Raw genomic sequence first — 20407 nt, 5'->3', positions numbered from 1 at the left:
ATGTCCGAACAGATCTTTTCCAATGCCCGCATCGTTCTCGAAGACCGGATTGTCGACGGCAGCGTGGTGATCCGTAACGGTCGTATCGCCGCGATCGACGAAGGTTCGAGCCGCAGCGGCGAGGACTTTGGCGGCGATTACCTGATCCCCGGCCTGGTCGAGCTTCACACCGATCACCTGGAATCGCATTATTCACCCCGCCCCGGCGTGCGCTGGCACATGACCTCGGCCATTCAGGCCCATGATGCGCAGATCGTCACCTCGGGCATCACCACCGTCTTCGATTGCCTGCGCATGGGCTCCGACGAGGATGGCGGCTTCGACAAGGGCGAGATGCGCGACATGGCGGATGCCATACAGGCGGCCGAACGCGACGACCGGCTGCGGGCGGAGCACCTGATCCACCTGCGCTGCGAAGTTGCCTCCGACAACGTGCTCGAGCATTTCGCTGACTTCGAGAACGATCCGCATGTGCGTCTCGTCTCGCTGATGGACCATTCCCCGGGCCAGCGTCAGTTCCAGACGATGGAACAGTACACGCTGTACTACAAGACCAAACGCGGCCTGACCGACGAGCAATTCGCCCGCTTCGTCGAAAGCCGGCTTTCGCTCTCCGAGCGTTACTCAGCCCTGCATCGCGACACTCTCGCGAGGTCCTGCGCCGAGCGCGGAATCACGGTCGCAAGCCATGACGACGCGACGCTCGCCCATGTCGAGGAAGCCAAGGGTCATGGCGTCAAGCTCGCCGAATTCCCGACCAGCATCGAAGCCGCGGAAGCCTCGCACCAATCAGGCATGAGCGTGCTGATGGGCGCCCCCAACGTCGTCCGCGGCAAGTCGCATTCCGGCAACATCGCAGCCCGTGATCTTGCCAAGCGCGGTGTGCTCGACGTCCTCTCGTCCGATTACGTGCCGCTGAGCCTGCTGCATGCGAGCTTCGTGCTGGCCGATGAGATAGACGGCATCTCTCTGCCCCAGGCGATCGCCATGGTGACGGCGACGCCGGCGCGGACGGTGAGCCTTGACGACCGGGGGCGGATCGCCACGGGCCTTCGCGCAGATCTCGTGCGTGTGCGCCGTGACGAAGGCGTGCCGGTGATCCGCGCCGTGTGGCGAGAAGGGCGGCGGGTCGCATGATGACGCATGCCGTAGCAAACGCATCTTTGGAGAAAGCCACCGGAACTCTCGTCGTCGTCGTCGGCCCGAGCGGGGTGGGCAAGGACAGCCTCCTGGACATTGCCCGCCGACACTTCACCGACCGGGATGACGTCCGCTTTGTGCGACGGACCATTACGCGCCCCGAAGACACCGGCGGCGAAGTCCATGACGCTGTCAGCCCCGAAACTTTCGATCGGCTTGTCAGCTCCGGAGCATTTGCCGTGAGCTGGAACGCCCACGGCCTTGGCTACGGCATTCCGCTCGATGTCCGTACGGACCTCGCTCAAGGACGCACCTTGATCGTCAACGGATCCCGCTCCGCCCTTGCAAGCGTCCACGCGGCCTTCCCCAATCTCGTGGTGGTCAACGTGACCGCACGCGCCGACGTTCTCGCAAAGCGCCTCGCAGCCCGCGGGCGCGAGACGACCACGGAAATCGAAGCACGCCTCACCCGAACCACTGCCCCCCTCCCCACAGATCTGAAAGTCATCAACATCGACAACAGTGGTGATCTGGAACTGGCTGGCAACGAGCTTGTGCAATTGATCGAGGGATTGTTGCACAGTGAGTGATGGTGGGATTCGAACCCACGATACCCTTGCGAGTATGCCGCATTTCGAGTGCGGTGCTTTCGACCACTCAGCCACCTCTCCGGTCACATTGGTCGGCGCTCGATGGCGCGGGCTGTCTCATAGCGGCAACTCACCCCCCATGCAAGAGCGAATGTGACGGTTTTTCCGGCTTTTGTCTTGACACCCCGCAGGGCCTCACGTATGCGACGCTCGACTAAAAGCGTGCGTGACGTGCGCCTTTCGTTCTTCGCTATCTGCGAAGTGAACCGGCGGGATCAACATCCTGCTCCTCCGACTGGCAAAAAGACGGCCCCTCGCAAGGGGAGAGCCGGAACGAACATGAAAGGATAAAAAATGTTCGCAGTCATCAAGACCGGCGGTAAGCAGTACCGCGTTAACGCCAACGACGTGCTGACCATCGAAAAGCTGGAAGCCGAAGCTGGCGCAACCATCGAATTCACCGAGATCCTCGTCGTCGGCGAAGGCGAAACCGCAACCATCGGCGCGCCCTTCGTGGCTGGCGCCAAGGTTACGGCCGAAGTGGTCGAACAGACCCGCGGCAAGAAGGTCATCGCCTTCAAGAAGCGTCGTCGTCAGAACTCCAAGCGTTCGCGCGGCCATCGTCAGCACCACACCGTGGTGCGCATCACCGACATCGTCGCAGCCTGAAACGCTGATAACTAGGTTTAAAGGAGCAATCCAATGGCACACAAAAAAGCTGGCGGTTCCTCGCGCAACGGTCGCGATTCCAATTCCAAGCGCCTCGGCGTGAAGAAGTTCGGTGGCGAAGTCGTCATTCCGGGCAACATCATCGTGCGTCAGCGCGGCACCCAGTGGCATCCGGACGCAAACGTCGGCATGGGCAAGGACCATACCCTCTTTGCACTCACGGCTGGCAATGTGAACTACCGTACCAAGGCGAACGGCAAGGTATACGTGTCCGTAATGCCGAAAGCCGAAGCAGCAGAATAAAGCCGGTAGCGTTTAACAGCCGGCGTCTCATCGACCCGGCTGACCGCATCAGGTTCAGTCTAGAAAAAAGGGGAGATGGGGCGCCATCTCCCCTTTTTTCTTGTCCAACGAAGGAGACTGAACCATGCAAAGTCTGATGTTGAGGGATGACCAATCACGGTCACCCGAAGAGCAGCCAAGGCCCGATCGGCCGAGGAGCGATTGCCCTGTCTTATTGTCGCAAAGGCTCGTCCTGCGCGCACCCCACATCGAAGACATCGACGCCCTTGCCCATCTCGCCAACAACGCCGCCATCGCCACCATGGTGGCGCGCATGCCGCATCCCTACACGGCAAAAGACGCGGCCGACTTCGTGCGACGCACGAATATCGGCGAGATCGGCAAGTGCGTCTATGCCATCACCAAAGCGGACAACGGCGAGTTCCTCGGTTGCTGCGCGCTGGAGCCCAATCCGGCCGACGATACCATCCTGGAAATGGGTTACTGGCTGGGGGAACCCTACTGGAACAAGGGTTACGCTACGGAAGCGGCCCATGCACTGATCGACATGGCCTTCCGCACCCGTGAATGGGTGAGCCGCATCGATGCGCGCTGCCGGGTGACGAACATCGCCTCGCGCCGCGTCATCCAGAAGTGCGGCTTCCAGTTCCAGGGAACAGGCATGGTCGGCAACCTCGCCATGGGCGGAACAGTCCCGGTCGAATGGTACCGGCTTGACCGCAAGATCTGGCTGTCCTTGAAGAGCTGGGGGGAAATGCGATGAGCACGCTTGTTGCAGAAAGACCGGTGCTCGAAACGTCCATGCCCGGACCCTGCCCGGTCATCGAAACGGATCGCCTGGTGCTTCGTCCGCATCGCATGCAGGACGCGGAAGCGATTGCGAATTCGCTGAGTGATTTCGCGGTCGCCCGCATGCTGACGCGCGTGCCGGTTCCCTACGATCGCGAGGACGGACGCGACTGGTTGAACATGGTGACGTCAGGCCTGAAGCCAGACTGGCACTTCGCGATCACGCTCGATGGCGTCCATGTGGGCGTGGTCTCCCTGGAGCTCCGCCATGGCCTTTGGCACATCGGCTACTGGCTGAACCGCTTCTACTGGGGACGCGGCCTGATGTCCGAGGCCGTCGAGGCAGCCCTTGACCGCTTCTTCCGGCGCATGGGCGGTGCCGAAATCTTCGGCGGCGCCTTTGCCGACAACGCGGCATCGCTCCGATTGCTGGAAGCCCGCGGCTTCCAAACGGTCGGCGTGAGTGACGTGTTCTCCAAGGCGCGCAACGCCATGGCGCCGCTGGTCGAATTCCGTCTCGCCCAGCCAGACTTCGCCGCCCGCAAGAGACTTGTATAGCCAACAATGCTCCGGGCGCCAGCCGCCCGGAGTTCAACCTTCCGCCAGTTCGACCCAGACCGGGAAATGGTCAGATCCGACGGCGGACCGATCCACATGGCAGCCCCTCAGCCGATCGACGAGCCCGCCGCTGACGAAGCAGTAATCGAGATGCATGCGCCGCGATCCGTCCTCGCTGATCCAGCTATAGCCATCCGCAGGCCGCGATTTGAGTTGAGCTTCGACATCGACAGGATAGCCCGCTCTCGGCGCACGTCCATAATAGGCGTCGTTTCGCCCGACCATGGCGATGTATTCAGGGCTTTCCGGCTCCATGTTGAAGTCACCCATGACAAGAAAATCCTCCGGCAACGGCGGATCAGTGACGGCGAATTCGATGGCGCCAGTGAGCGCCCCGCCCTCAGACAGGTAGCCACAGACACGTTCCTTGAGATAGGCGATCTGCGCCAGCCGCTCGTCCGGGGAAACATGATCCAAATGGACGGAATAGACCCGCAGCGCCCTATCAGGTGCCTCGATGACGGCCTCCAGCGACCCGCGCTGAAGATTGAGCTTGTCGAAGGTCCGGTTGCGCGGCAGGAGCAGGTTGCGGCTGGCCCGGATCGGAAAGCGCGACAGCACCATGTTGCCGAACTGGAAACGCCGCTCACGGAGGCGACCATCGGTCATCGCGTGATCGACCAGTACGTCGCAAGCCGGACCGAAGGATGTAAAGTAGTCTGGAAACAATGCGGAAAAGGTCTCGACCAGATCGGCGTAACCGTTCCGGCTATAGCCACGGGTCACCTCCTGCAGCGCAATCACGTCCGCATCGCGGATGCTGTCGGCGATCCGATCAGGGTCAAAACGCCCGTCCTGGCCGAAGCCATACTGGATGTTGTAGCTGACGAACTTCACGATACTCTTTGACCTCCGCGCCAAGCGGCTATATCGATGGCCGCAACTCTCCGCGCAGAACCTGACAGAAGAATTGACGGCAGCAAGATGAAATTTCTCGACGAGGCTAAGGTATATATTCGCTCGGGCGACGGCGGCGGCGGTGCTGTCTCATTTCGGCGCGAAAAGTTCATCGAATTCGGCGGACCTGACGGCGGCGACGGCGGCCGGGGCGGTGACGTCTGGGTCGAGGCCGTCAACGGCCTGAACACCCTCATCGACTTTCGCTTCCAGCAGCATTTCAAGGCGAAGACCGGCACCCACGGCATGGGCCGTAACCGCACGGGCGCAAACGGCGAAGACGTGACACTCAAGGTGCCTGTCGGCACCCAGATCTTCGAGGAAGACAACGAAACCCTGATCGTCGACATGACGGTCGAGGGCCAGCGTTTCCGCATCGCCAAGGGCGGCAATGGCGGCTTCGGCAACGCCCATTTCAAGACCGCGACCAACCAGGCACCGGACTGGGCCAATCCGGGCCTCGAAGGTGAAGAAAAGACCGTCTGGCTGCGGCTGAAGCTGATCGCCGATGCCGGTCTCGTCGGGCTGCCTAATGCCGGCAAGTCGACATTCCTGGCATCGGTCACCCGTGCCCGGCCGAAGATCGCCAATTACCCATTCACGACCTTGCACCCGAACCTGGGTGTGGCCACCGTCGACGAACGCGAATTCATCCTCGCCGATATTCCGGGCCTGATCGAAGGCGCCCATGAAGGTGTCGGCATCGGCGACCGTTTCCTCGGCCATGTCGAGCGCACCCGTGTCCTCCTGCATCTCGTTTCCGCCCAGGAAGAAGAGGTCGGCAAGGCTTATAAGACGGTGCGCTACGAGCTTGATGCCTATGGCGGAGGCCTGGATGACAAGCCGGAAATCGTTGCCCTCTCGCAGATCGACGTCCTCGACGAAGCGGAACTGAAGAAGAAAGCGGCGGAACTGAAGAAGGCCTGCGGCCAGACACCGCTTCTGCTTTCGGCCATCACCGGCAAGGGCATGACCGATGCGCTGCGTGCCCTGCGCGATATCATCGTCGCTGCCCAGGGAAACCAGCCCCTGCCCGAAAAGCGCGAGAAGAACCGCCGCAAGCGGGATGACGACGGAAATCTGGAAACCGGTTTCGACGGAGAAGGCGACGATTGATGTCCACCCGGCTCCGCTCGCTCTCCCGCGTCAAGCGGGTCGTCATCAAGATCGGATCCGCCCTTCTGGTCGATCGCGGCTCCGGAATCCGCAAGCAATGGCTCGATGCAATCTGTGACGATATCGCAGCTCTGAAAGCCCGTGGGACCGACGTTCTCGTCGTCTCCTCGGGCGCGATTGCGCTCGGCCGCACCGTGCTCGACATGCCCTCCGGTGCCCTCAAGCTTGAGGAGAGCCAGGCCTGTGCTGCCGTCGGCCAGATCGCGCTTGCCCGCCACTGGTCGGAAAGCCTGTCTCGCCACCAGATCGTCGCTGGACAGATCCTGCTGACGCTCGGCGACACCGAGGAGCGCCGGCGTTACCTGAACGCTCGCGCCACCCTCAGCCAGCTCTTGAAGATCGGCGCCATCCCGATCATCAACGAGAACGACACGGTCGCCACCACCGAAATTCGCTACGGCGATAACGACCGCCTGGCAGCCCGAGTGGCAACCATGGCCGGCGCCGACCTGCTTGTGCTGCTCTCCGATATCGACGGCCTCTATACCGCCCCGCCGCACCTCGATCCTGAGGCGCAGTTTCTCGATACGATCGAGGAAATCACGCCCGCAATCGAAGCCATGGCCGGGGGCGCAGCCTCCGAGCTCTCCCGTGGAGGCATGCGCACCAAGATCGATGCCGGCAAGATCGCAACCAGCGCTGGCTGCGCCATGATCATCGCTTCCGGCAAGACGATGAACCCGCTGTCATCGATCGAGAATGGAGCCCGCCATTCCTGGTTTGCGGCATCCAAGTCGCCCGTTACGGCACGCAAGACCTGGATCGCAGGTCAGCTCCAGCCGGCGGGCACGCTTCAGGTCGACAACGGCGCCGAAGGCGCGCTGCGCTCGGGCAAGAGCCTGCTCCCGGCCGGTGTCCGCTCCGTCTCCGGCGCCTTCCATCGCGGCGATACGGTTTCGATCGTCACGATCGAGGGTCGCGAGATCGCCCGCGGTCTGGCGGGTTACGACGCCGATGAGGCGCGCCGCATCTGCGGCCGCAAATCCAACGAGATCGAGAATATCCTTGGTTATGCCGGTCGCGCTGCGATGATCCATCGCGACGACCTCGTCATGACCGAACTCGGCCAGCGCGAAGCCGCAGCCGGTGACCGGAAGGATGCCGCCCATGCATGATACCGTGTCGAACCAGAACTCCGTCGAAGGCCTGATGCTCGACATCGGCCGCCGCGCCCGCGCGGCAGCAAGACCACTGGCGATCGCATCGACCGAAGCGAAGAACCGGGCACTTCTCGCAATGGCCGACGCCTTGATGACCGCCGAGTCCGACATCCTCGCGGCCAATACGATTGACCTGAAGAATGCGGCAGAATCGGGCCTTGCCGCATCCTTCATCGACCGGCTCACCTTGAATTCTGATCGTATCGCCGCGATCGCCCGGTCGATGCGCGAGATCGCCGAACTGCGCGACCCCGTCGGCACTGTCATCACCGAATGGGACCGTCCGAACGGCCTGCATATTGAGCGCGTGCGCACGCCGCTTGGCGTCATCGGCGTGATCTACGAAAGCCGCCCCAACGTGACGGCCGATGCCGGCGCACTTTGCCTGAAGGCCGGCAATGCCGTGATCCTGCGCGGCGGCTCGGATTCGGCCAATTCATCGCGCGCTATCCATGCCTGCCTGGTCAAGGGCCTTCTCTCCGCCGACCTGCCGGCTGACGCCATCCAGCTTGTGCCGACCACGGATCGTGCCGCCGTCGGCGCTCTGCTTTCCGGCCTCGAGGGATCGATCGACGTGATTGTGCCGCGCGGAGGAAAAAGCCTCGTCGCGCGCGTGCAGCAGGAAGCACGCGTCCCGGTCTTTGCCCATCTCGAAGGTCTCTGCCACGTCTATGTCGACGGCTCCGCCGATCTGGAGATGGCGAAGAAGATCGTCGTCAACGCCAAGATGCGCCGCACCGGCATCTGCGGTTCGGCTGAAACCCTGCTGATCGACAGCGCCGCAATCGGTACCCATCTGCAGCCCCTGATCGAGGCGCTGACCGAAGCGGGCTGCGAAGTCCGCGCCTCCGCGACAGTGCTCCGGGTCATGCCAGGCCTCAAGCCGGCAACGGAGGAGGACTGGCGCACGGAATATCTCGACGCGATCATTTCCGTTGCCATTGTCGACGGCATTGGTGGTGCGATCGATCATATCGCTCGCTATTCGTCGAACCACACCGAAGCCGTGATTGCCGAAGACCCCGCCGTCGTCGAACGCTTCTTCAACGAGATCGATTCCGCCATCCTGCTGCACAACGCATCAACGCAGTTCGCTGATGGCGGCGAATTCGGCATGGGCGCCGAGATCGGCATCGCGACCGGAAAGATGCATGCGCGCGGGCCCGTGGGCGTCGAGCAGCTGACATCCTTCAAGTACCGCGTCCGCGGCACCGGCCAGGTCCGTCCCTGACGTGGCGGAAACGACGCTCGCCCATCGCCATCTCGTGATGCCGCATGTCGAGCGCGGCATGGTGATCGGCCTCTTCGGCGGTTCCTTCAACCCGCCGCATCCGGGACACCTGCTGGTCGCAGAGATCGCTTTGCGTCGCCTTGGTCTTGACCAGCTCTGGTGGCTTGTGACACCGGGCAACCCGTTGAAGAGCCGAACGGAGCTGATGCCTCTCGCAGAGCGCCTGAAGGCGTGCGAGCAATTGGCCACGGATCCGCGCATCAAGGTCACCGCCTTCGAGAAATCGCTCGGCACGAGTTACACCGCACGCACGCTCGAGTTCATCCGCACTCGCAATCCACATGCCCATTTCATCTGGATCATGGGGGCCGACAATCTCGCCGGTTTCCATCGCTGGCAGCGCTGGCAGAAGATCGCCACCACCTTCCCGATCGCCGTGATCGACCGACCCGGCTCGACGCTCGCCTATCTCTCCTCGAAGATGGCCCGCACCTTCGACTATGCGCGTGTCGATGAGGAGGATGCTGGCGTGCTGTGGCAGAAGCGGGCGCCGGCCTGGACCTTCATTCATGGGCCACGTTCGACGCTGAGCTCGTCGGCGATCCGAGCGGCCGCCGGCACCGTGCGACAATGACGACGCAAAGCCCCCGCATCTGCGACCATGCCTTGAAAGTTTAATGGATCGATGCCACCTTTTGTCTGCGATCGAAGTTATGAGAATCGCAGACGTGCTGTTCTGTTTTGCCAAGGAAAGGACGAACTCTGACAACAGTACACACCAAGGGACGCGCCTCCCGCGCTATCCCGAAGAGCATGGAACGTGGCGCCGATGCTGCAGCCCGTGCGCTTGAGCTGGTCCTCGCAAGCCTCGAGGACTCGAAAGCAGAAGACATCGTCTCTATCGACATTGCCGGAAAATCGGCGCTGGGCGACTACATGGTGGTCGTATCCGGACGCTCGAACCGTCATGTCTCGGCGATCAGCGAACACCTCATTTCCGACCTGAAGGACGAAGGCCTGGGTTCCGCCCGCGTCGAAGGCCTTGAGAATGGAGATTGGGTCCTGATCGACACGGGAGACATCATCGTGCATGTGTTCCGACCCGAAATTCGTGAGGTCTACAACCTGGAAAGGATGTGGGCCACGCCGGATATCGAGGATCGCCTGCACTGAAAACGGCCGGCCGTCTTCAAGGACGGTCCCGAAGCCGGATTGACACGGCGGGTCACTTCCTGCCGATAGAGATGGTTTTGTGACCTGAAACTGGGACTGCCCGCATGAAAATTGGCATCTATGCCGTGGGCCGGCTGAAAGCCGGTCCGGAGAAGGAACTCGCGTCCCGCTATCTGGACCGCTTCGCCAAGGCCGGACCGCAATGCGGCCTGGAATTCACGCGCTCCGTGGAGCTGAATGAAAGCCGCGCCGGCAATGCCGACACGAGAAAGCGCGAGGAAGCCCAGGAGCTTTCCCGTCAGATCCCCGACGGCGCGCTGATCGTCGTCCTCGACGAGCGCGGCAAGGCCTTTGACAGCGCCGAATTTGCGAAATTCGTCGGCGACGCTGCCGACAACGGCCAGCGCGACATGGCCTTGGTCATCGGCGGCGCCGATGGCATTGACCCCGACCTGCGTGATCGTGCCCGCCTCGTCCTCAATCTTGGCAAACTGACCTGGCCACATCAGCTGGTCCGCATCCTGATCGCCGAGCAGCTTTATCGGGCCGTGACCATCCTGACGGGACATCCCTATCACCGCGTTTGAGGCGCCGATCACGATCGGCGCGGCATACCTTTGCCTTGTTCGCAAATCAGCGTATTTTCCCGCCGAACCGGATGAAGCCTTTGCCCACTGCAGCCAATGACAATGCACGTCTGATCGACGGCAGCCGCCGCAAGGTTGGCTTGGCGGCGGCCTTTGTTCTGGCGGCACTCCTGGCGTCGGCATCCCCGCTTCCGACCCATGCGCAACAGAACACGCCTGCGGATACTCATACCACCACTGGCGCGCTGCCGCCGGCGCCGGCAGCAACGGGTGACCGTATCATACCGGATCCGGCGCCTGATCCAGCCCTCGAACTGCGTTCCAAACGCGATCAGGTGAGCTCGGAGTTGCAGGAAATCGCCGCCAGCATGAAGCTGTCGGAAGAAAAGGCGACCGAACTTGAGAACAGCATCGCAGAGCTGGAAAAGACCTCGGAGAGCCTGAAGACGGCGCTGATCGAATCGGCCAAACGCCGCAAGGACATCGAAAATCGGATCAACCAGGGCGAGAAGCGGCTCGCCGATATCGGCCTGCGTGAGGATGAGATCCGCGGCTCCTTCCGGGAGCGTCGGGCGACGCTGGCGGAGGTCCTGGCCGCTCTCCAGCGGATGGGTCGCAATCCGCCGCCGGCCCTGCTGGTCAGTCCCGAGGACGCACTCGGCTCCGTACGCACCGCCATTCTGCTGGGAGCTGTGGTTCCCGGTATTCGCCGTGAAACGGACAAGCTGGCCGCTGATCTCGAAGAGTTGATCGCACTCCGGAATGCCGGGAAGCAGGAGATGGACAGCCTCGTCGCGGCCATCGCCAACCGCCAGGAAGAAGAGCGGCGGATGGATCTTCTCCTTGTCGAAAACGATCGGCTTGCCCGCACGAATTCGCTGCAGCTGCAGGCAGAACGCAAGCAATCGGAGGCACTTGCCGAACGTGCTTCGACGATGGAGGCCCTGATCCGGTCGCTCGAAAGCGAGATCACTTCGGTGCGCCAGGCGGCCGAACTTGCCCGCGCCGAAGAGGCAAGGCGCAGCCAGATGAGCGAGGAGCAGAGAGCCCGCGCGCTGGAGCTCGCCCAGTCTGGACTGCCCGATAAAAACCGCATTGCGCCAGCATATCCGTTCTCTGAGCTGAAGCAGAAACTGGACTTGCCGGTTGCCGGCGAAACCCTGCGACAGTTCGGCGATCCGGACGGGACAGGCCACCAGGCGCAGGGCATCGTCATTGCCTCACAGCCCGGGTCGCTGGTAACCGCACCGGCCGATGCATGGGTAGTGTTTGCTGGAAATTTCCGAAGCTACGGCCAGATGATCATTCTGAATACGGGCGACGGCTATCATATGGTGCTGTCTGGCATGGACCGGATCAGCACGAGCCAAGGCAAGTTCGTCCTCTCTGGGGAGCCTCTGGCGACCATGGGTGAGAAAAGAGTGGCAAGCGCGACAGTATTGGCGCTGGAAACCGATCGGCCGACGCTTTACATTGAACTTCGGAAAGACGGTAAACCGGTTGATTCCCGTCCCTGGTGGGTCGGAGGCGATTCTGGAAAGGCACAGAATGATACGTAGGGTCTCTCTTCTCCTCGTCGGCGCATTGATGGGCGCAACCGCGATGAGCGTCATTTATTCGGCGGGTGTTCCGGCGCAGGCTGCGGGCAATTCCACCTATCGTGAACTGTCGATCTTCGGCGATGTCTTTGAGCGCATTCGCGCCCAATACGTGACACCGCCGGACGAGAACAAGCTGGTTGAAAGTGCCATCAACGGCATGCTGACCTCGCTAGATCCGCACTCCGTCTACATGAACGCCAAGGATGCGGCCGACATGCAGACCCAGACGCGCGGTGAATTCGGCGGCATCGGCATCGAAGTCACGATGGAGGAAGAACTCGTCAAGGTCATCACGCCGATCGACGACACGCCCGGCTCCAAGGCCGGCATTCTCGCTGGCGACTTCATCTCCGAAATCAACGGCGAAAGCGTGCGCGGCCTCAAGCTCGAGGAAGCTGTCGAAAAGATGCGTGGGGCGGTCAACACCCCGATCAAGCTGACCATCCTGCGCGAGGGTGCCGACAAGCCGTTGGACATCACCGTGACCCGCGAGATCATTGCGATCCGCGCCGTCAAGTCGCGCGTCGAGGGCGATGTCGGTTATCTGCGCGTCATCTCGTTTACCGAGAAGACCTATGACGATCTGGAAGCGGCGATCGAGAAGATCAAGAAGGAAGTCCCGGAAGACAAGTTGAAGGGCTATGTCCTTGACCTGCGTCTCAACCCGGGCGGCCTGCTCGATCAGGCAATCTACGTCTCCGACGCCTTCCTGGAGCGTGGCGAGGTGGTTTCGACCCGTTCGCGCGATCCGCAGGATACCCGCCGCTTCAACGCCACCGCAGGCGATCTGACCGACGGCAAGCCAGTGGTTGTACTGATCAATGGCGGTTCGGCATCGGCATCGGAAATCGTGGCCGGCGCGCTGCAGGATCTGAAGCGTGCGACCGTGCTCGGCACCCGCTCCTTCGGCAAGGGTTCCGTGCAGACCATCATCCCGATGGGCGACAAGGGCGCACTGCGCCTGACAACGGCACTCTATTACACACCCTCCGGCAGTTCGATCCAGGGAACCGGCATCGAGCCCGACATCAAGGTCGAGCAGCCGCTTCCGGAAGAGCTTCAGGGCAAGGTGCGGACCGAAGGCGAATCCTCTCTTCCAGGCCACATCAAGGGCCAGAACGAGAACGAGGAAGGCTCCGGCTCGGTTGCCTATGTGCCGCCGGAAGCCAAGGACGACGTCCAGCTCAACCATGCACTCGATCTGCTGCGTGGCGTGAAGACCGATCCGGCCTTCCCCGCCGATCCGCAGAAGGCCGCTCTGCAGTAAGCATCTGATCTGACCGCCCGCGTATCACAGATGCGCGGGCGGTCTTTCTGTATCCGGACTGCCGACATCACTGGAAGTATCGCATGGATCTTCATGCACCGCTCGGACAGGAGCGCAAGGACAAGAAGCCAGGCAAAGGCAGTTCTGCTTTGTCCAGTCTTGCGGCTGTTCTTGCCGTTGTCTCCCTTGCAGGCTTTTCCGCATGGACGGCCCTGTCCCCGGCAAACCTGCGCATGGTCCCGCCGATCAATCTCGCCCCTGCACCACCGGAAACGGCCCAGGCTCCAGACACCCCGGCAAGCAGTGAACCGCAGAATGAGGCAGCCGGCATCGTCAGGAGCGGTCCGAACGACGGAGCCCTGCTCCGCCGCACCACCACCGCAGACGGCAATGTCGTCACGACCTTCAGCCCGACGGGTCGACAGGGGCCGGTAATCATCGGCACCGCGTCGACCCAGGATCCGCGACTGGCCGGCCAGCCCAATGAAGACCTGATCGAACTCACCGATGCGGGCGAACTTCCTGTCGTGTCTGCCTCCGGCCTCCGACCCGTCGATTTCTATGCGAGGCCGTGGTCCGGCGCACGCGGCACACGGATCGCGATCGTCATTGGCGGCATCGGCCTCAGCCAGACCGGCAGCCAGAAGGCGATCCGCGAACTGCCCGAGGACATCACCCTCGCTTTCGCCGCAACGGGCAACAGCCTGCAGCGCTGGATGCAGGAGGCGCGCCGCAAGGGACACGAGATCGTTCTTCAGGTGCCGATGGAGCCCTTCGATTATCCGGCCAACGATCCGGGGCGCGGCGCGTTGCTGGCCGAGAAGACGGCAGCGACCAATATCGCCAACCTGCACCAGGCCATGGCGCAGATCACCAACTACACCGGCATCATGAACTATATGGGCGCCCGCTTCCTCGCCGACGACAAGGCCATGGACCCTGTCATGCGCGATATCGGCAAGCGCGGGCTGATGTTCCTCGACGACGGCTCCACCGCGCGCTCGCTGTCGGGTGATTTCGCCAAGGCGATCGGCTTCCCGCATGCCTATGCGGACGTGATGATCGACGCGCAGGTGGATCGCCAGGCGATCCTGGCGAAGCTCGACGAACTGGAGCGTATTGCGCGGCGCAACGGCCAGGCGATCGGCGTCGGTGCGGCTTTTGACGAGACCATTGCAGCGGTCGCCGAATGGCGTAATGAAGCAGTCGCCCGCGGCATCGAATTCGTCGGCGTTTCGGTGCTCGCCAACGACAACAGCCCCTGAGGATATCATGACCGAGCCCCAATCGACCAAGCCCCAGGTGAAGGCTGAAGATCTGCCCTATCGCCCCTGTGTCGGGATCATGGTGTTGAACCGCGAGGGTCTCGTCTGGGCGGGACGCCGCCTTTCCGAAGGCAATTCGGAATATGACGGTTCGCCCCAGCTCTGGCAGATGCCGCAGGGTGGGATCGATCCGGGCGAAGATCCGCTACCGGCCGCCATGCGCGAGCTTTATGAGGAGACCGGCATGAAATCCGTCTCCCTGCTCGCCGAAGCCGGCCGTTGGATCAATTACGACCTGCCGGCGCATCTGATCGGGATTGGCCTGCGCGGCAAGTTCCGCGGCCAGACCCAGCGCTGGTTCGCGTTCCGCTTCGAAGGCGACGAAAGCGAAATCGCCATCAACCCTCCGCCGGGTGGCCATGAGGCAGAATTCGACGCCTGGGACTGGAAACCGATGCAGGACCTGCCGGGTCTCATCGTGCCCTTCAAGCGCCGGGTTTACGAAGAGGTCGTCGCCGAATTCGCCCATCTGGCAGGATGAGCGAACCGGTAGCCAGGATCAGGCCCCGCTTTCGATCTCGAAACCTTCATCCGCCCAGCCGGTCATGCCGCCGATCATCACCTTGACCCGGCACCCGAGCCTCGCCAACCGCAGTGCGGCGCGATCGGTTCCGTTGCAATGCGGTCCGGCGCAATAGACGACGAACAGCGTATCTTCGGGCCATTCCGCCATCTTCCGCTCGGTCATCTTGCCATGCGGCAGGTTGATCGCGCCGGGCACATGCCCCCTTTCGTAAAGCTTCGGTCCGCGCACGTCGAGAAGCACGAAGTCCGCCTCGCCGCGGCTCATCACCTCATGCACATCCCAGCAGTCGGTCTCGAAGGCGAGCCGCGCCTGATAATGCTGAGCGACAAGGGCCGGATCGGCGGCGGGAATTTCACTGACGAGGCTTGGCATGGCAGGCTCCTGTTCGGTCGTTGATTACAAGACCTTGCCTTTTCCCGGGAATTCGGAAAACTGGCGTGAATGACAACATGCGTAAAGATCACGCCAATGACGCCGGCATCGCCTTTCACATCCTCGCCGCTGACGGGACCACGCGTCGTAACCCTCGCCTATGACGGCCTCTGCACCTTCGAATTCGGGGTTGCCGTTGAGGTCTTCGGCCTTGCGCGACCGGAAATGGGAGAGGGCTGGTATCGTCACGCAACGGCGGCGATCGAGCAGGGCCCTCTGCGCGCTGCTGGCGGCCTGACGGTCAGCGCTTCAGGTGGACTGAAACTCCTCAAGGAAGCAGATCTGATCGTCGTGCCAGGCTGGCGCGGGATCGATGAGCCTGTTCCGCTGTCCTTGATCGAGGCGCTGCGGGCGGCCCATGCCCGGGGTGCGCGTCTGATGTCGCTGTGCTCCGGCGTAGCGGTGCTGGCCGCGACCGGGCTGCTTGACGGCCGGAAAGCCACGACCCACTGGCGCTATGCCGACACAATTTTGCAAAGGCATCCCGAAATCCATCTCGATCCCGATGTACTCTATGTCGACGAGGGTCAGATCCTGACGGCTGCAGGCAGTGCTGCGGGCATCGATTTGTGCCTGCATGTCGTCCGCCGCGATTTCGGCGCGGATGCCGCCAACAGCGTTGCCCGCCGCCTTGTGGTTCCACCGCATCGGGAAGGCGGACAGGCGCAGTTTATCGAGAGGCCGGTACCGCAGGAACGCGAAGGACAGCGGATGGGGCCGCTGATCGACTGGATCGAGGCCAATCTGCAGCGCGAGGTGACACTGGCCGAAATGGCAGCACGGGCCGGGATGAGCAGCCGGACCTTCCAGCGTCGCTTCCGCGACCTGACAGGTCACAGCCCCGGCGAATTCGTGCTGACCCGCCGGCTGCGCCATGCCTGCGACCTGCTGGAGCGCAGGGCAAGCCTGTCACTCGACGACATCGCGGTCGCATCGGGCTTCGGCACACCGGCGACCCTACGCCATCATTTCCGCACCCGACTGCAAACCAGCCCCGCCGCCTACCGGGCCCGCTTCGGGCAAAGCGCGTGAGGCATGGCACAATCGGGGCACTGACCGCTTATTTGACGGCGGCGTTGCCGCCATCGGCGTAAAGGGCAGACCCCGCAACGAAACTGCCCATGGGACCAGCAAGGAAAAGAGCTGCAGCCGCGATTTCCTCCGGCCGTGCGATCCGCTTCAGCGCATGCAGCGAAGCAGCCCAATCCTTTTGAGCCTGATCGCCAGCCATGGCCGTATCCGTTCCACCAGACAGCAAGGCGTTGGCTCGGATGCCTTCGGCGGCATAATCGGCCGTAATCCCTTTGACGAGCCCCATCAGCCCCGCCTTGGCCGCACCATAGGCAGACATTCCAGGCAGACCGACGCTTGTGCCAACGAAGCTGGAGACAAACACCAACGCACCCCCTCCACGCGCCTGCATGGCTGGGATCTGGGCGCGGGCCGCGAGAAAGGCCGAGGTGAGATTGCCCATGAGCACATCATGCCAGTCATTGGGCTCGAGAGAAGCGAGAGGCGCAATCCGTCCAACGGTACCGGCATTGTTGATGGCGATATCGAGCCGGCCAAAACGCTGCAGGGCCGTATCCACGAGCCGTGCATGCGTTTCTGGAAGAGCGACGTCACCGGCCACGGCAACAACCGTCCCGCCAGCCTGCCGGATCTCGGCGGCGGCATTTTCGAGCGCATCTGCACCCCGTGCATTGAGGACGACAGCAGCCCCATGTTCAGCGAAAAGACGTGCTGTCGCCAGCCCGATACCCGATGAAGCACCGGTGATGATCGCGACTTGGCCGTGAAGTGTTTGCATGATGAGAACCTCCTTGAATGGAGGTCGGTCATAGGCAATCGGGATATGCCCGGCCCACCCGTTTCTTGCCGGGCCGTCCAGGGCTCATTCCGTCACAAAAGCAAAAACCTGGCTTTACCGCTCAGCAGCGGCGGCCTCTTCGGCGCTTTCCTCGATCCGCTCCATGTCATCATCGGAGAGGCCGAAATGATGGCCGATCTCATGGATCAGCACATGGGTGATGATATCGCCCAGCGTTTCCTCGTTTTCGGCCCAGTAGTCGAGGATGGGGCGGCGATAGAGGATGATGCGGTTCGGCATCATGCCGGTTTCCATCGAAAAACGCTCGGAAATCCCGCGTCCTTCGAAAAGGCCGAGCAGGTCGAAGGGCGTCTCGAGCGCCATATCCTCGAACACTTCATCGGTCGGAAAATCGGCGATCTCGATAATGAGATCGCGGCTCAGGTCGCGGAACTCCTGCGGCAGGTGCCCATAAGCCTCGATCGCCAGCGACTCGAATGTGCTGATCGTCGGGGCGTGTCGTTCGCGCCAATCCTCGCTCTGGTCTATGCGGGCCATGAATACTCCTTACTGCCCGGAGATATAGGATGTTTGCGACGGTATTTCGAGAGTGAATTCAACCAAGGAATAAATTCTCATCTGAATCCGGTTGACTCTTTTATGAAGCTCTGGAATCCATAGGAACAAATAGAGAACAATTCATCAGGAGACATCGTCATGGGCGAGAGCCCTCAGGCGCGCGAGACGCTTTTTGCCTTGCGAGAGGCGATTGCCCGGATCGAGGGAAAGCCCGACCATGCCGCGCGTCTGACGGTCCAGACTACGGGCCCGGAAACGAAACAGAGGGCTGTGAATGAAAGGCTCGAACACCAGGATCTCTTCGGCAGCATTGTGGGTGACAGCCTCGCCCTGGGAACGTTGATCGAAGTGAGGGGACAGAGGCTGCAACAGGCGGGAACCGTGACCGGTTTCGGAGTGGCGCTTGCTCTGATGGCGGCGGAGAAAAACCAGAGGCAGAGGCAGCGCCTCCTCTTCATCGCCGATCCCCAGGTCGTCCGGGAAGCGGGTCTCGCCTATGGCCCTGGCCTCCTCGATTTCGGCCTGTCGTCGACCGCCTTGGTGCATGCCCTGCCTCGCAGGGTCGAGGACGCGCTCTGGCTGGCCGAGGCAGCCCTTGCCTCCCGGGCCTTTTCCACCGTGCTCCTGGAAGTACAGGGCAATCCGAAGAAATTCGGCCTCACCGAGAGCCGGCGCTTGAGCCTCAAGGCGCGCGCCACCGGTGGCAGGCTATTGATCCTCCGCCAGGCGGGCGAAGAAGAGGCGTCAAGCGCCCTTCTTCGCCTGTTTGTCGAACCCGCGCCGGCGGCGGCGCGATCTCTCGCCGACGGGTCCCTGCTGGGCGGCAGCATCGGGTCACCAGTCTTTCGCATAACCCCTGAGAAATCCCGCATTCCGGGCTCGCCCGAACTCATTCTGGAGTGGAATTCCGATGACCGCCGCCTTCAACTTTTCGAACAGTCCGAACCCGCAAGCCTCGGATCGCCGCATTCTGTCGCTCTTTTTCCCAAGGCTCCCGACCGATCGCATCGCCCGGCGGCGCTGGGGTCTCTCGTGGCGTTTGCACCCCGGCTCGACCGCGCATCCTGATCGGGCGCCACTGGCCTGCGCCGGTCGTTCCGCCAATGCCATGCGGATCACCGCACTGGATGATATGGCCGAAGGCTACGGCCTGCGGATCGGACAAGGACTGGCGGAAGCCCGCGCCATCTGTGCAGACCTCGACGTGATCGAAGCGGATCCGGCCGCAGACCGCGCTCTTCTTGATGCCATCGCCGACTGGTGTGACCGCTACACGCCGCTGGTGGCTCTCGACGGCGATGACGGACTGATGCTGGATATCACCGGCTGCGCCCATCTCTTCGGCGGCGAGGAAAGGCTGATCGAGGACGTTGATCGCCGCATGACCGCCTTCGGCCTTGCGGTCAAGATCGCGGTCGGCCCGACCCCTGGTCTCGCCCGTGCCTGCAGCCGTTTTGATGGCCCACGGCGCGTCGCATCATGCGAGGCCGCAACAGCACTCGCCCCCCTGCCGATCGCGGCCCTCAGGCTCGAACCGCAGATCGTCATGAACCTCGCACGGGTCGGCTTGAAGACAATAGCGGATCTGCTCGCAGCCCCGCGCGCGCCGATCACCCGCCGCTTCGGCGCAGGTCCGATCCTGCGTCTCGATCAGGCGCTTGGACGGGAAGGCGAGCCCATTTCGCCGCGACGCCATCTGCCGCTCTTGTCGGCCGAAAGGCGTCTCGCAGAACCGATCATGACCGAAGATCAGGTCCTTGATCTCGCGGGTCGTCTGGCTGCGGGCTTGAAAACCTCGCTTGAAGCCCGCGGCGAGGGGGGCCGGCTGTTCGAACTTCTGGTTTTTCGGGTCGATGGCAAGGTCTTTCGGATCGAGGTCGGGGCCTCCGCCCCCTTGCGTGACCCAGGCCGCATCCGGGCCTTGTTCGAGGAACGCCTTTCCGTCATCCATGACGAGCTTGATGCCGGTTTCGGCTTCGAGCTCGTTCGTCTCAATGTCCTCCTGAGCGAGGCCTTTGAAGTCCGCCAGTCCGCCCTTGCCGACGAGGAGGACAGCGGCGAAGATCTCACACGCTTCCTCGATCAGGTGGCCGCCCGCCTGGGTGAGCGGGCGCTGCGTCTGCCCGTACCGCTGGCCAGCCACTGGCCGGAGAGAGCATCGGTACATGCCCCGGCCGCCGATGCGCTCAAGGCGGCAGATCTTTCTTTGCCTCGATCCCGAACGGCGGCGAGATCGGCGCGTCCCTTGCGCCTCCTCCATCGACCTGAAGAGGTCGAGGTCATGTCCGTGGTCCCGGATGGTCCACCGGCCAGCTTTCGCTGGCGCCGTGTCCAACGGCGTATCCTCAGGGCCGAAGGCCCGGAGCGCCTGGCGCCGGAATGGTGGTCCGATGGCGAGGATGCTCCGCCACGCGATTATTTCCGTATCGAAGATAGCGACGGCCAGCGCTTCTGGCTGTATCGCGAGGGTCTTTATGAGCGGCGGACCGTGACGCCGAGCTGGTTCCTTCAGGGCTTCTTCGCGTGAGGCAGGA

The 20407-nt window shown here is 62.6% G+C and carries 23 protein-coding genes and 1 tRNA gene; 19 read left to right on the top strand and 5 right to left on the bottom strand.

Annotation, left to right across the window (positions count from 1 at the left end; genetic code table 11):
• Nucleotides 1-1137, top strand: a complete 1137-nt coding sequence (locus tag BSY240_RS14855) for an alpha-D-ribose 1-methylphosphonate 5-triphosphate diphosphatase (protein ID WP_069042809.1) — start codon at nt 1-3, stop codon at nt 1135-1137.
• Entirely contained in the window at nt 1137-1730 is a 594-nt protein-coding gene (gene phnN / locus BSY240_RS14850; RefSeq protein WP_082347729.1) for a phosphonate metabolism protein/1,5-bisphosphokinase (PRPP-forming) PhnN, read from the top strand. The genes BSY240_RS14855 and phnN overlap by 1 nt, the downstream gene beginning before the upstream one ends.
• Here phnN and BSY240_RS14845 read toward each other — a convergent pair.
• A tRNA-Ser gene (locus BSY240_RS14845) sits at nt 1724-1810 on the bottom strand. The two genes, phnN and BSY240_RS14845, sit on opposite strands and share 7 nt — an antisense overlap.
• 274 nt (nt 1811-2084) lie before the next feature.
• Here BSY240_RS14845 and rplU point away from each other — a divergent pair.
• The 4 genes from rplU (at nt 2085) to BSY240_RS14825 (ending at nt 4049) form a co-directional block, all read left to right on the top strand.
• Nucleotides 2085-2399 carry a 50S ribosomal protein L21 gene (gene rplU, locus BSY240_RS14840; RefSeq protein ID WP_054150254.1) on the top strand — a complete coding sequence of 105 codons (315 nt, stop codon included), beginning with the start codon at nt 2085-2087 and terminating at the stop codon, nt 2397-2399.
• 33 nt (nt 2400-2432) lie between these two features.
• Nucleotides 2433-2702, top strand: coding sequence for a 50S ribosomal protein L27 (gene rpmA / locus BSY240_RS14835; protein WP_006724343.1), 270 nt, complete (start codon nt 2433-2435; stop codon nt 2700-2702).
• Nucleotides 2703-2826: 124 nt separating this feature from the next.
• Nucleotides 2827-3465, top strand: a complete 639-nt coding sequence (locus tag BSY240_RS14830) for a GNAT family N-acetyltransferase (RefSeq protein ID WP_069042808.1) — start codon at nt 2827-2829, stop codon at nt 3463-3465.
• Nucleotides 3462-4049 (top strand): GNAT family N-acetyltransferase, encoded by a 588-nt coding sequence (locus BSY240_RS14825; protein ID WP_069042807.1) that lies wholly within the window; start codon nt 3462-3464, stop codon nt 4047-4049. Before BSY240_RS14830 ends, BSY240_RS14825 begins: the two co-directional genes overlap by 4 nt.
• A 33-nt stretch (nt 4050-4082) precedes the next feature.
• Here BSY240_RS14825 and BSY240_RS14820 read toward each other — a convergent pair whose 3' ends face one another.
• A complete protein-coding gene (locus BSY240_RS14820) occupies nt 4083-4946 on the bottom strand; it encodes an endonuclease/exonuclease/phosphatase family protein (RefSeq protein ID WP_069042806.1) in 864 nt (287 codons plus the stop codon).
• 87 nt (nt 4947-5033) lie between these two features.
• On the opposite strand from BSY240_RS14820, the gene obgE reads away from it, so the two are divergent.
• The 10 genes from obgE to BSY240_RS14770 all read left to right on the top strand — a co-directional run bounded on the left by obgE (nt 5034) and on the right by BSY240_RS14770 (nt 15007).
• A complete protein-coding gene (gene obgE, locus BSY240_RS14815) occupies nt 5034-6122 on the top strand; it encodes a GTPase ObgE (RefSeq protein ID WP_069042805.1) in 1089 nt (362 codons plus the stop codon).
• On the top strand, nt 6122-7297 hold the full coding sequence (gene proB, locus BSY240_RS14810) for a glutamate 5-kinase (protein ID WP_054150249.1): 1176 nt from the start codon (nt 6122-6124) through the stop codon (nt 7295-7297). The genes obgE and proB overlap by 1 nt, the downstream gene beginning before the upstream one ends.
• On the top strand, nt 7290-8573 hold the full coding sequence (locus BSY240_RS14805) for a glutamate-5-semialdehyde dehydrogenase (RefSeq protein WP_069042804.1): 1284 nt from the start codon (nt 7290-7292) through the stop codon (nt 8571-8573). Before proB ends, BSY240_RS14805 begins: the two co-directional genes overlap by 8 nt.
• A gap of 37 nt (nt 8574-8610) precedes the next feature.
• The gene (locus BSY240_RS14800) at nt 8611-9207 is read left to right on the top strand and encodes a nicotinate-nucleotide adenylyltransferase (protein WP_054150429.1); all 597 of its coding nucleotides are present in this window, start codon (nt 8611-8613) and stop codon (nt 9205-9207) included.
• A 179-nt stretch (nt 9208-9386) separates the two neighbouring features.
• Entirely contained in the window at nt 9387-9746 is a 360-nt protein-coding gene (rsfS, locus tag BSY240_RS14795) for a ribosome silencing factor (RefSeq protein WP_236759261.1), read from the top strand.
• A 104-nt stretch (nt 9747-9850) separates the two neighbouring features.
• Nucleotides 9851-10333: a 23S rRNA (pseudouridine(1915)-N(3))-methyltransferase RlmH gene (gene rlmH, locus BSY240_RS14790; RefSeq protein WP_069042802.1), complete on the top strand. Its 483-nt coding sequence runs from the start codon at nt 9851-9853 to the stop codon at nt 10331-10333.
• Nucleotides 10334-10404: 71 nt separating this feature from the next.
• The gene (locus tag BSY240_RS14785; protein ID WP_236759260.1) at nt 10405-11892 is read left to right on the top strand and encodes a murein hydrolase activator EnvC family protein; all 1488 of its coding nucleotides are present in this window, start codon (nt 10405-10407) and stop codon (nt 11890-11892) included.
• Entirely contained in the window at nt 11882-13201 is a 1320-nt protein-coding gene (locus BSY240_RS14780) for a S41 family peptidase (RefSeq protein WP_054150246.1), read from the top strand. The genes BSY240_RS14785 and BSY240_RS14780 overlap by 11 nt, the downstream gene beginning before the upstream one ends.
• A gap of 83 nt (nt 13202-13284) precedes the next feature.
• Entirely contained in the window at nt 13285-14466 is a 1182-nt protein-coding gene (locus BSY240_RS14775) for a divergent polysaccharide deacetylase family protein (protein WP_069042801.1), read from the top strand.
• 7 nt (nt 14467-14473) lie between these two features.
• Nucleotides 14474-15007: an RNA pyrophosphohydrolase gene (locus tag BSY240_RS14770; RefSeq protein ID WP_054150244.1), complete on the top strand. Its 534-nt coding sequence runs from the start codon at nt 14474-14476 to the stop codon at nt 15005-15007.
• An 18-nt stretch (nt 15008-15025) separates the two neighbouring features.
• Here the strand turns inward: BSY240_RS14770 and BSY240_RS14765 are convergent, their stop codons facing one another.
• Nucleotides 15026-15424 carry a rhodanese-like domain-containing protein gene (locus BSY240_RS14765; RefSeq protein WP_069042800.1) on the bottom strand — a complete coding sequence of 133 codons (399 nt, stop codon included), beginning with the start codon at nt 15422-15424 and terminating at the stop codon, nt 15026-15028.
• A 69-nt stretch (nt 15425-15493) separates the two neighbouring features.
• Here BSY240_RS14765 and ftrA point away from each other — a divergent pair, with 69 nt between their 5' ends.
• Complete coding sequence (ftrA, locus tag BSY240_RS14760; protein ID WP_069042799.1) at nt 15494-16516, top strand: transcriptional regulator FtrA; 1023 nt, start codon at nt 15494-15496, stop codon at nt 16514-16516.
• A 28-nt stretch (nt 16517-16544) separates the two neighbouring features.
• Here the strand turns inward: ftrA and BSY240_RS14755 are convergent, their stop codons facing one another.
• Both BSY240_RS14755 and BSY240_RS14750 read right to left on the bottom strand, forming a co-directional pair.
• Nucleotides 16545-17294, bottom strand: coding sequence for an SDR family oxidoreductase (locus BSY240_RS14755; protein WP_069042798.1), 750 nt, complete (start codon nt 17292-17294; stop codon nt 16545-16547).
• A gap of 114 nt (nt 17295-17408) precedes the next feature.
• Nucleotides 17409-17852 carry a metallopeptidase family protein gene (locus tag BSY240_RS14750; protein ID WP_054150240.1) on the bottom strand — a complete coding sequence of 148 codons (444 nt, stop codon included), beginning with the start codon at nt 17850-17852 and terminating at the stop codon, nt 17409-17411.
• Nucleotides 17853-18011: 159 nt separating this feature from the next.
• Between BSY240_RS14750 and BSY240_RS24405 the strand changes: the two genes are divergently transcribed.
• Together BSY240_RS24405 and BSY240_RS14740 are read left to right on the top strand one after the other, a co-directional pair.
• A complete protein-coding gene (locus BSY240_RS24405; RefSeq protein WP_069042797.1) occupies nt 18012-18941 on the top strand; it encodes a hypothetical protein in 930 nt (309 codons plus the stop codon).
• Between the two features lie 40 nt (nt 18942-18981).
• Entirely contained in the window at nt 18982-20400 is a 1419-nt protein-coding gene (locus BSY240_RS14740; protein WP_069042796.1) for a Y-family DNA polymerase, read from the top strand.
• The last annotated feature ends 7 nt before the right edge of the window (nt 20401-20407 follow it).

This window comes from Agrobacterium sp. RAC06 (genome assembly GCF_001713475.1).
In the GTDB taxonomy this organism is placed as follows: domain Bacteria; phylum Pseudomonadota; class Alphaproteobacteria; order Rhizobiales; family Rhizobiaceae; genus Allorhizobium.
The sequence above is the reverse complement of the archived record's forward strand: the minus strand, read 5'-3'. Positions and strand labels throughout refer to the sequence as shown.

Bases quoted from the DNA above. Each gene is read 5' to 3' on its own strand.
- BSY240_RS14755 (WP_069042798.1), bottom strand. From the start codon at position 17,294: ATGCAAACACTTCACGGCCAAGTCGCGATCATCACCGGTGCTTCATCG.
- obgE (WP_069042805.1), top strand. From the start codon at position 5,034: ATGAAATTTCTCGACGAGGCTAAGGTATATATTCGCTCGGGCGACGGC.
- BSY240_RS14750 (WP_054150240.1), bottom strand. From the start codon at position 17,852: ATGGCCCGCATAGACCAGAGCGAGGATTGGCGCGAACGACACGCCCCG.
- proB (WP_054150249.1), top strand. From the start codon at position 6,122: ATGTCCACCCGGCTCCGCTCGCTCTCCCGCGTCAAGCGGGTCGTCATC.
- BSY240_RS14775 (WP_069042801.1), top strand. From the start codon at position 13,285: ATGGATCTTCATGCACCGCTCGGACAGGAGCGCAAGGACAAGAAGCCA.
- BSY240_RS14765 (WP_069042800.1), bottom strand. From the start codon at position 15,424: ATGCCAAGCCTCGTCAGTGAAATTCCCGCCGCCGATCCGGCCCTTGTC.
- rpmA (WP_006724343.1), top strand. From the start codon at position 2,433: ATGGCACACAAAAAAGCTGGCGGTTCCTCGCGCAACGGTCGCGATTCC.
- rlmH (WP_069042802.1), top strand. From the start codon at position 9,851: ATGAAAATTGGCATCTATGCCGTGGGCCGGCTGAAAGCCGGTCCGGAG.
- BSY240_RS14825 (WP_069042807.1), top strand. From the start codon at position 3,462: ATGAGCACGCTTGTTGCAGAAAGACCGGTGCTCGAAACGTCCATGCCC.
- phnN (WP_082347729.1), top strand. From the start codon at position 1,137: ATGACGCATGCCGTAGCAAACGCATCTTTGGAGAAAGCCACCGGAACT.
- BSY240_RS14830 (WP_069042808.1), top strand. From the start codon at position 2,827: ATGCAAAGTCTGATGTTGAGGGATGACCAATCACGGTCACCCGAAGAG.
- BSY240_RS14780 (WP_054150246.1), top strand. From the start codon at position 11,882: ATGATACGTAGGGTCTCTCTTCTCCTCGTCGGCGCATTGATGGGCGCA.
- BSY240_RS14855 (WP_069042809.1), top strand. From the start codon at position 1: ATGTCCGAACAGATCTTTTCCAATGCCCGCATCGTTCTCGAAGACCGG.
- BSY240_RS14800 (WP_054150429.1), top strand. From the start codon at position 8,611: ATGCCGCATGTCGAGCGCGGCATGGTGATCGGCCTCTTCGGCGGTTCC.
- BSY240_RS14805 (WP_069042804.1), top strand. From the start codon at position 7,290: ATGCATGATACCGTGTCGAACCAGAACTCCGTCGAAGGCCTGATGCTC.
- BSY240_RS14770 (WP_054150244.1), top strand. From the start codon at position 14,474: ATGACCGAGCCCCAATCGACCAAGCCCCAGGTGAAGGCTGAAGATCTG.
- rplU (WP_054150254.1), top strand. From the start codon at position 2,085: ATGTTCGCAGTCATCAAGACCGGCGGTAAGCAGTACCGCGTTAACGCC.
- BSY240_RS14740 (WP_069042796.1), top strand. From the start codon at position 18,982: ATGCGGATCACCGCACTGGATGATATGGCCGAAGGCTACGGCCTGCGG.
- ftrA (WP_069042799.1), top strand. From the start codon at position 15,494: ATGACAACATGCGTAAAGATCACGCCAATGACGCCGGCATCGCCTTTC.
- BSY240_RS24405 (WP_069042797.1), top strand. From the start codon at position 18,012: ATGGGCGAGAGCCCTCAGGCGCGCGAGACGCTTTTTGCCTTGCGAGAG.
- BSY240_RS14785 (WP_236759260.1), top strand. From the start codon at position 10,405: ATGAAGCCTTTGCCCACTGCAGCCAATGACAATGCACGTCTGATCGAC.
- rsfS (WP_236759261.1), top strand. From the start codon at position 9,387: ATGGAACGTGGCGCCGATGCTGCAGCCCGTGCGCTTGAGCTGGTCCTC.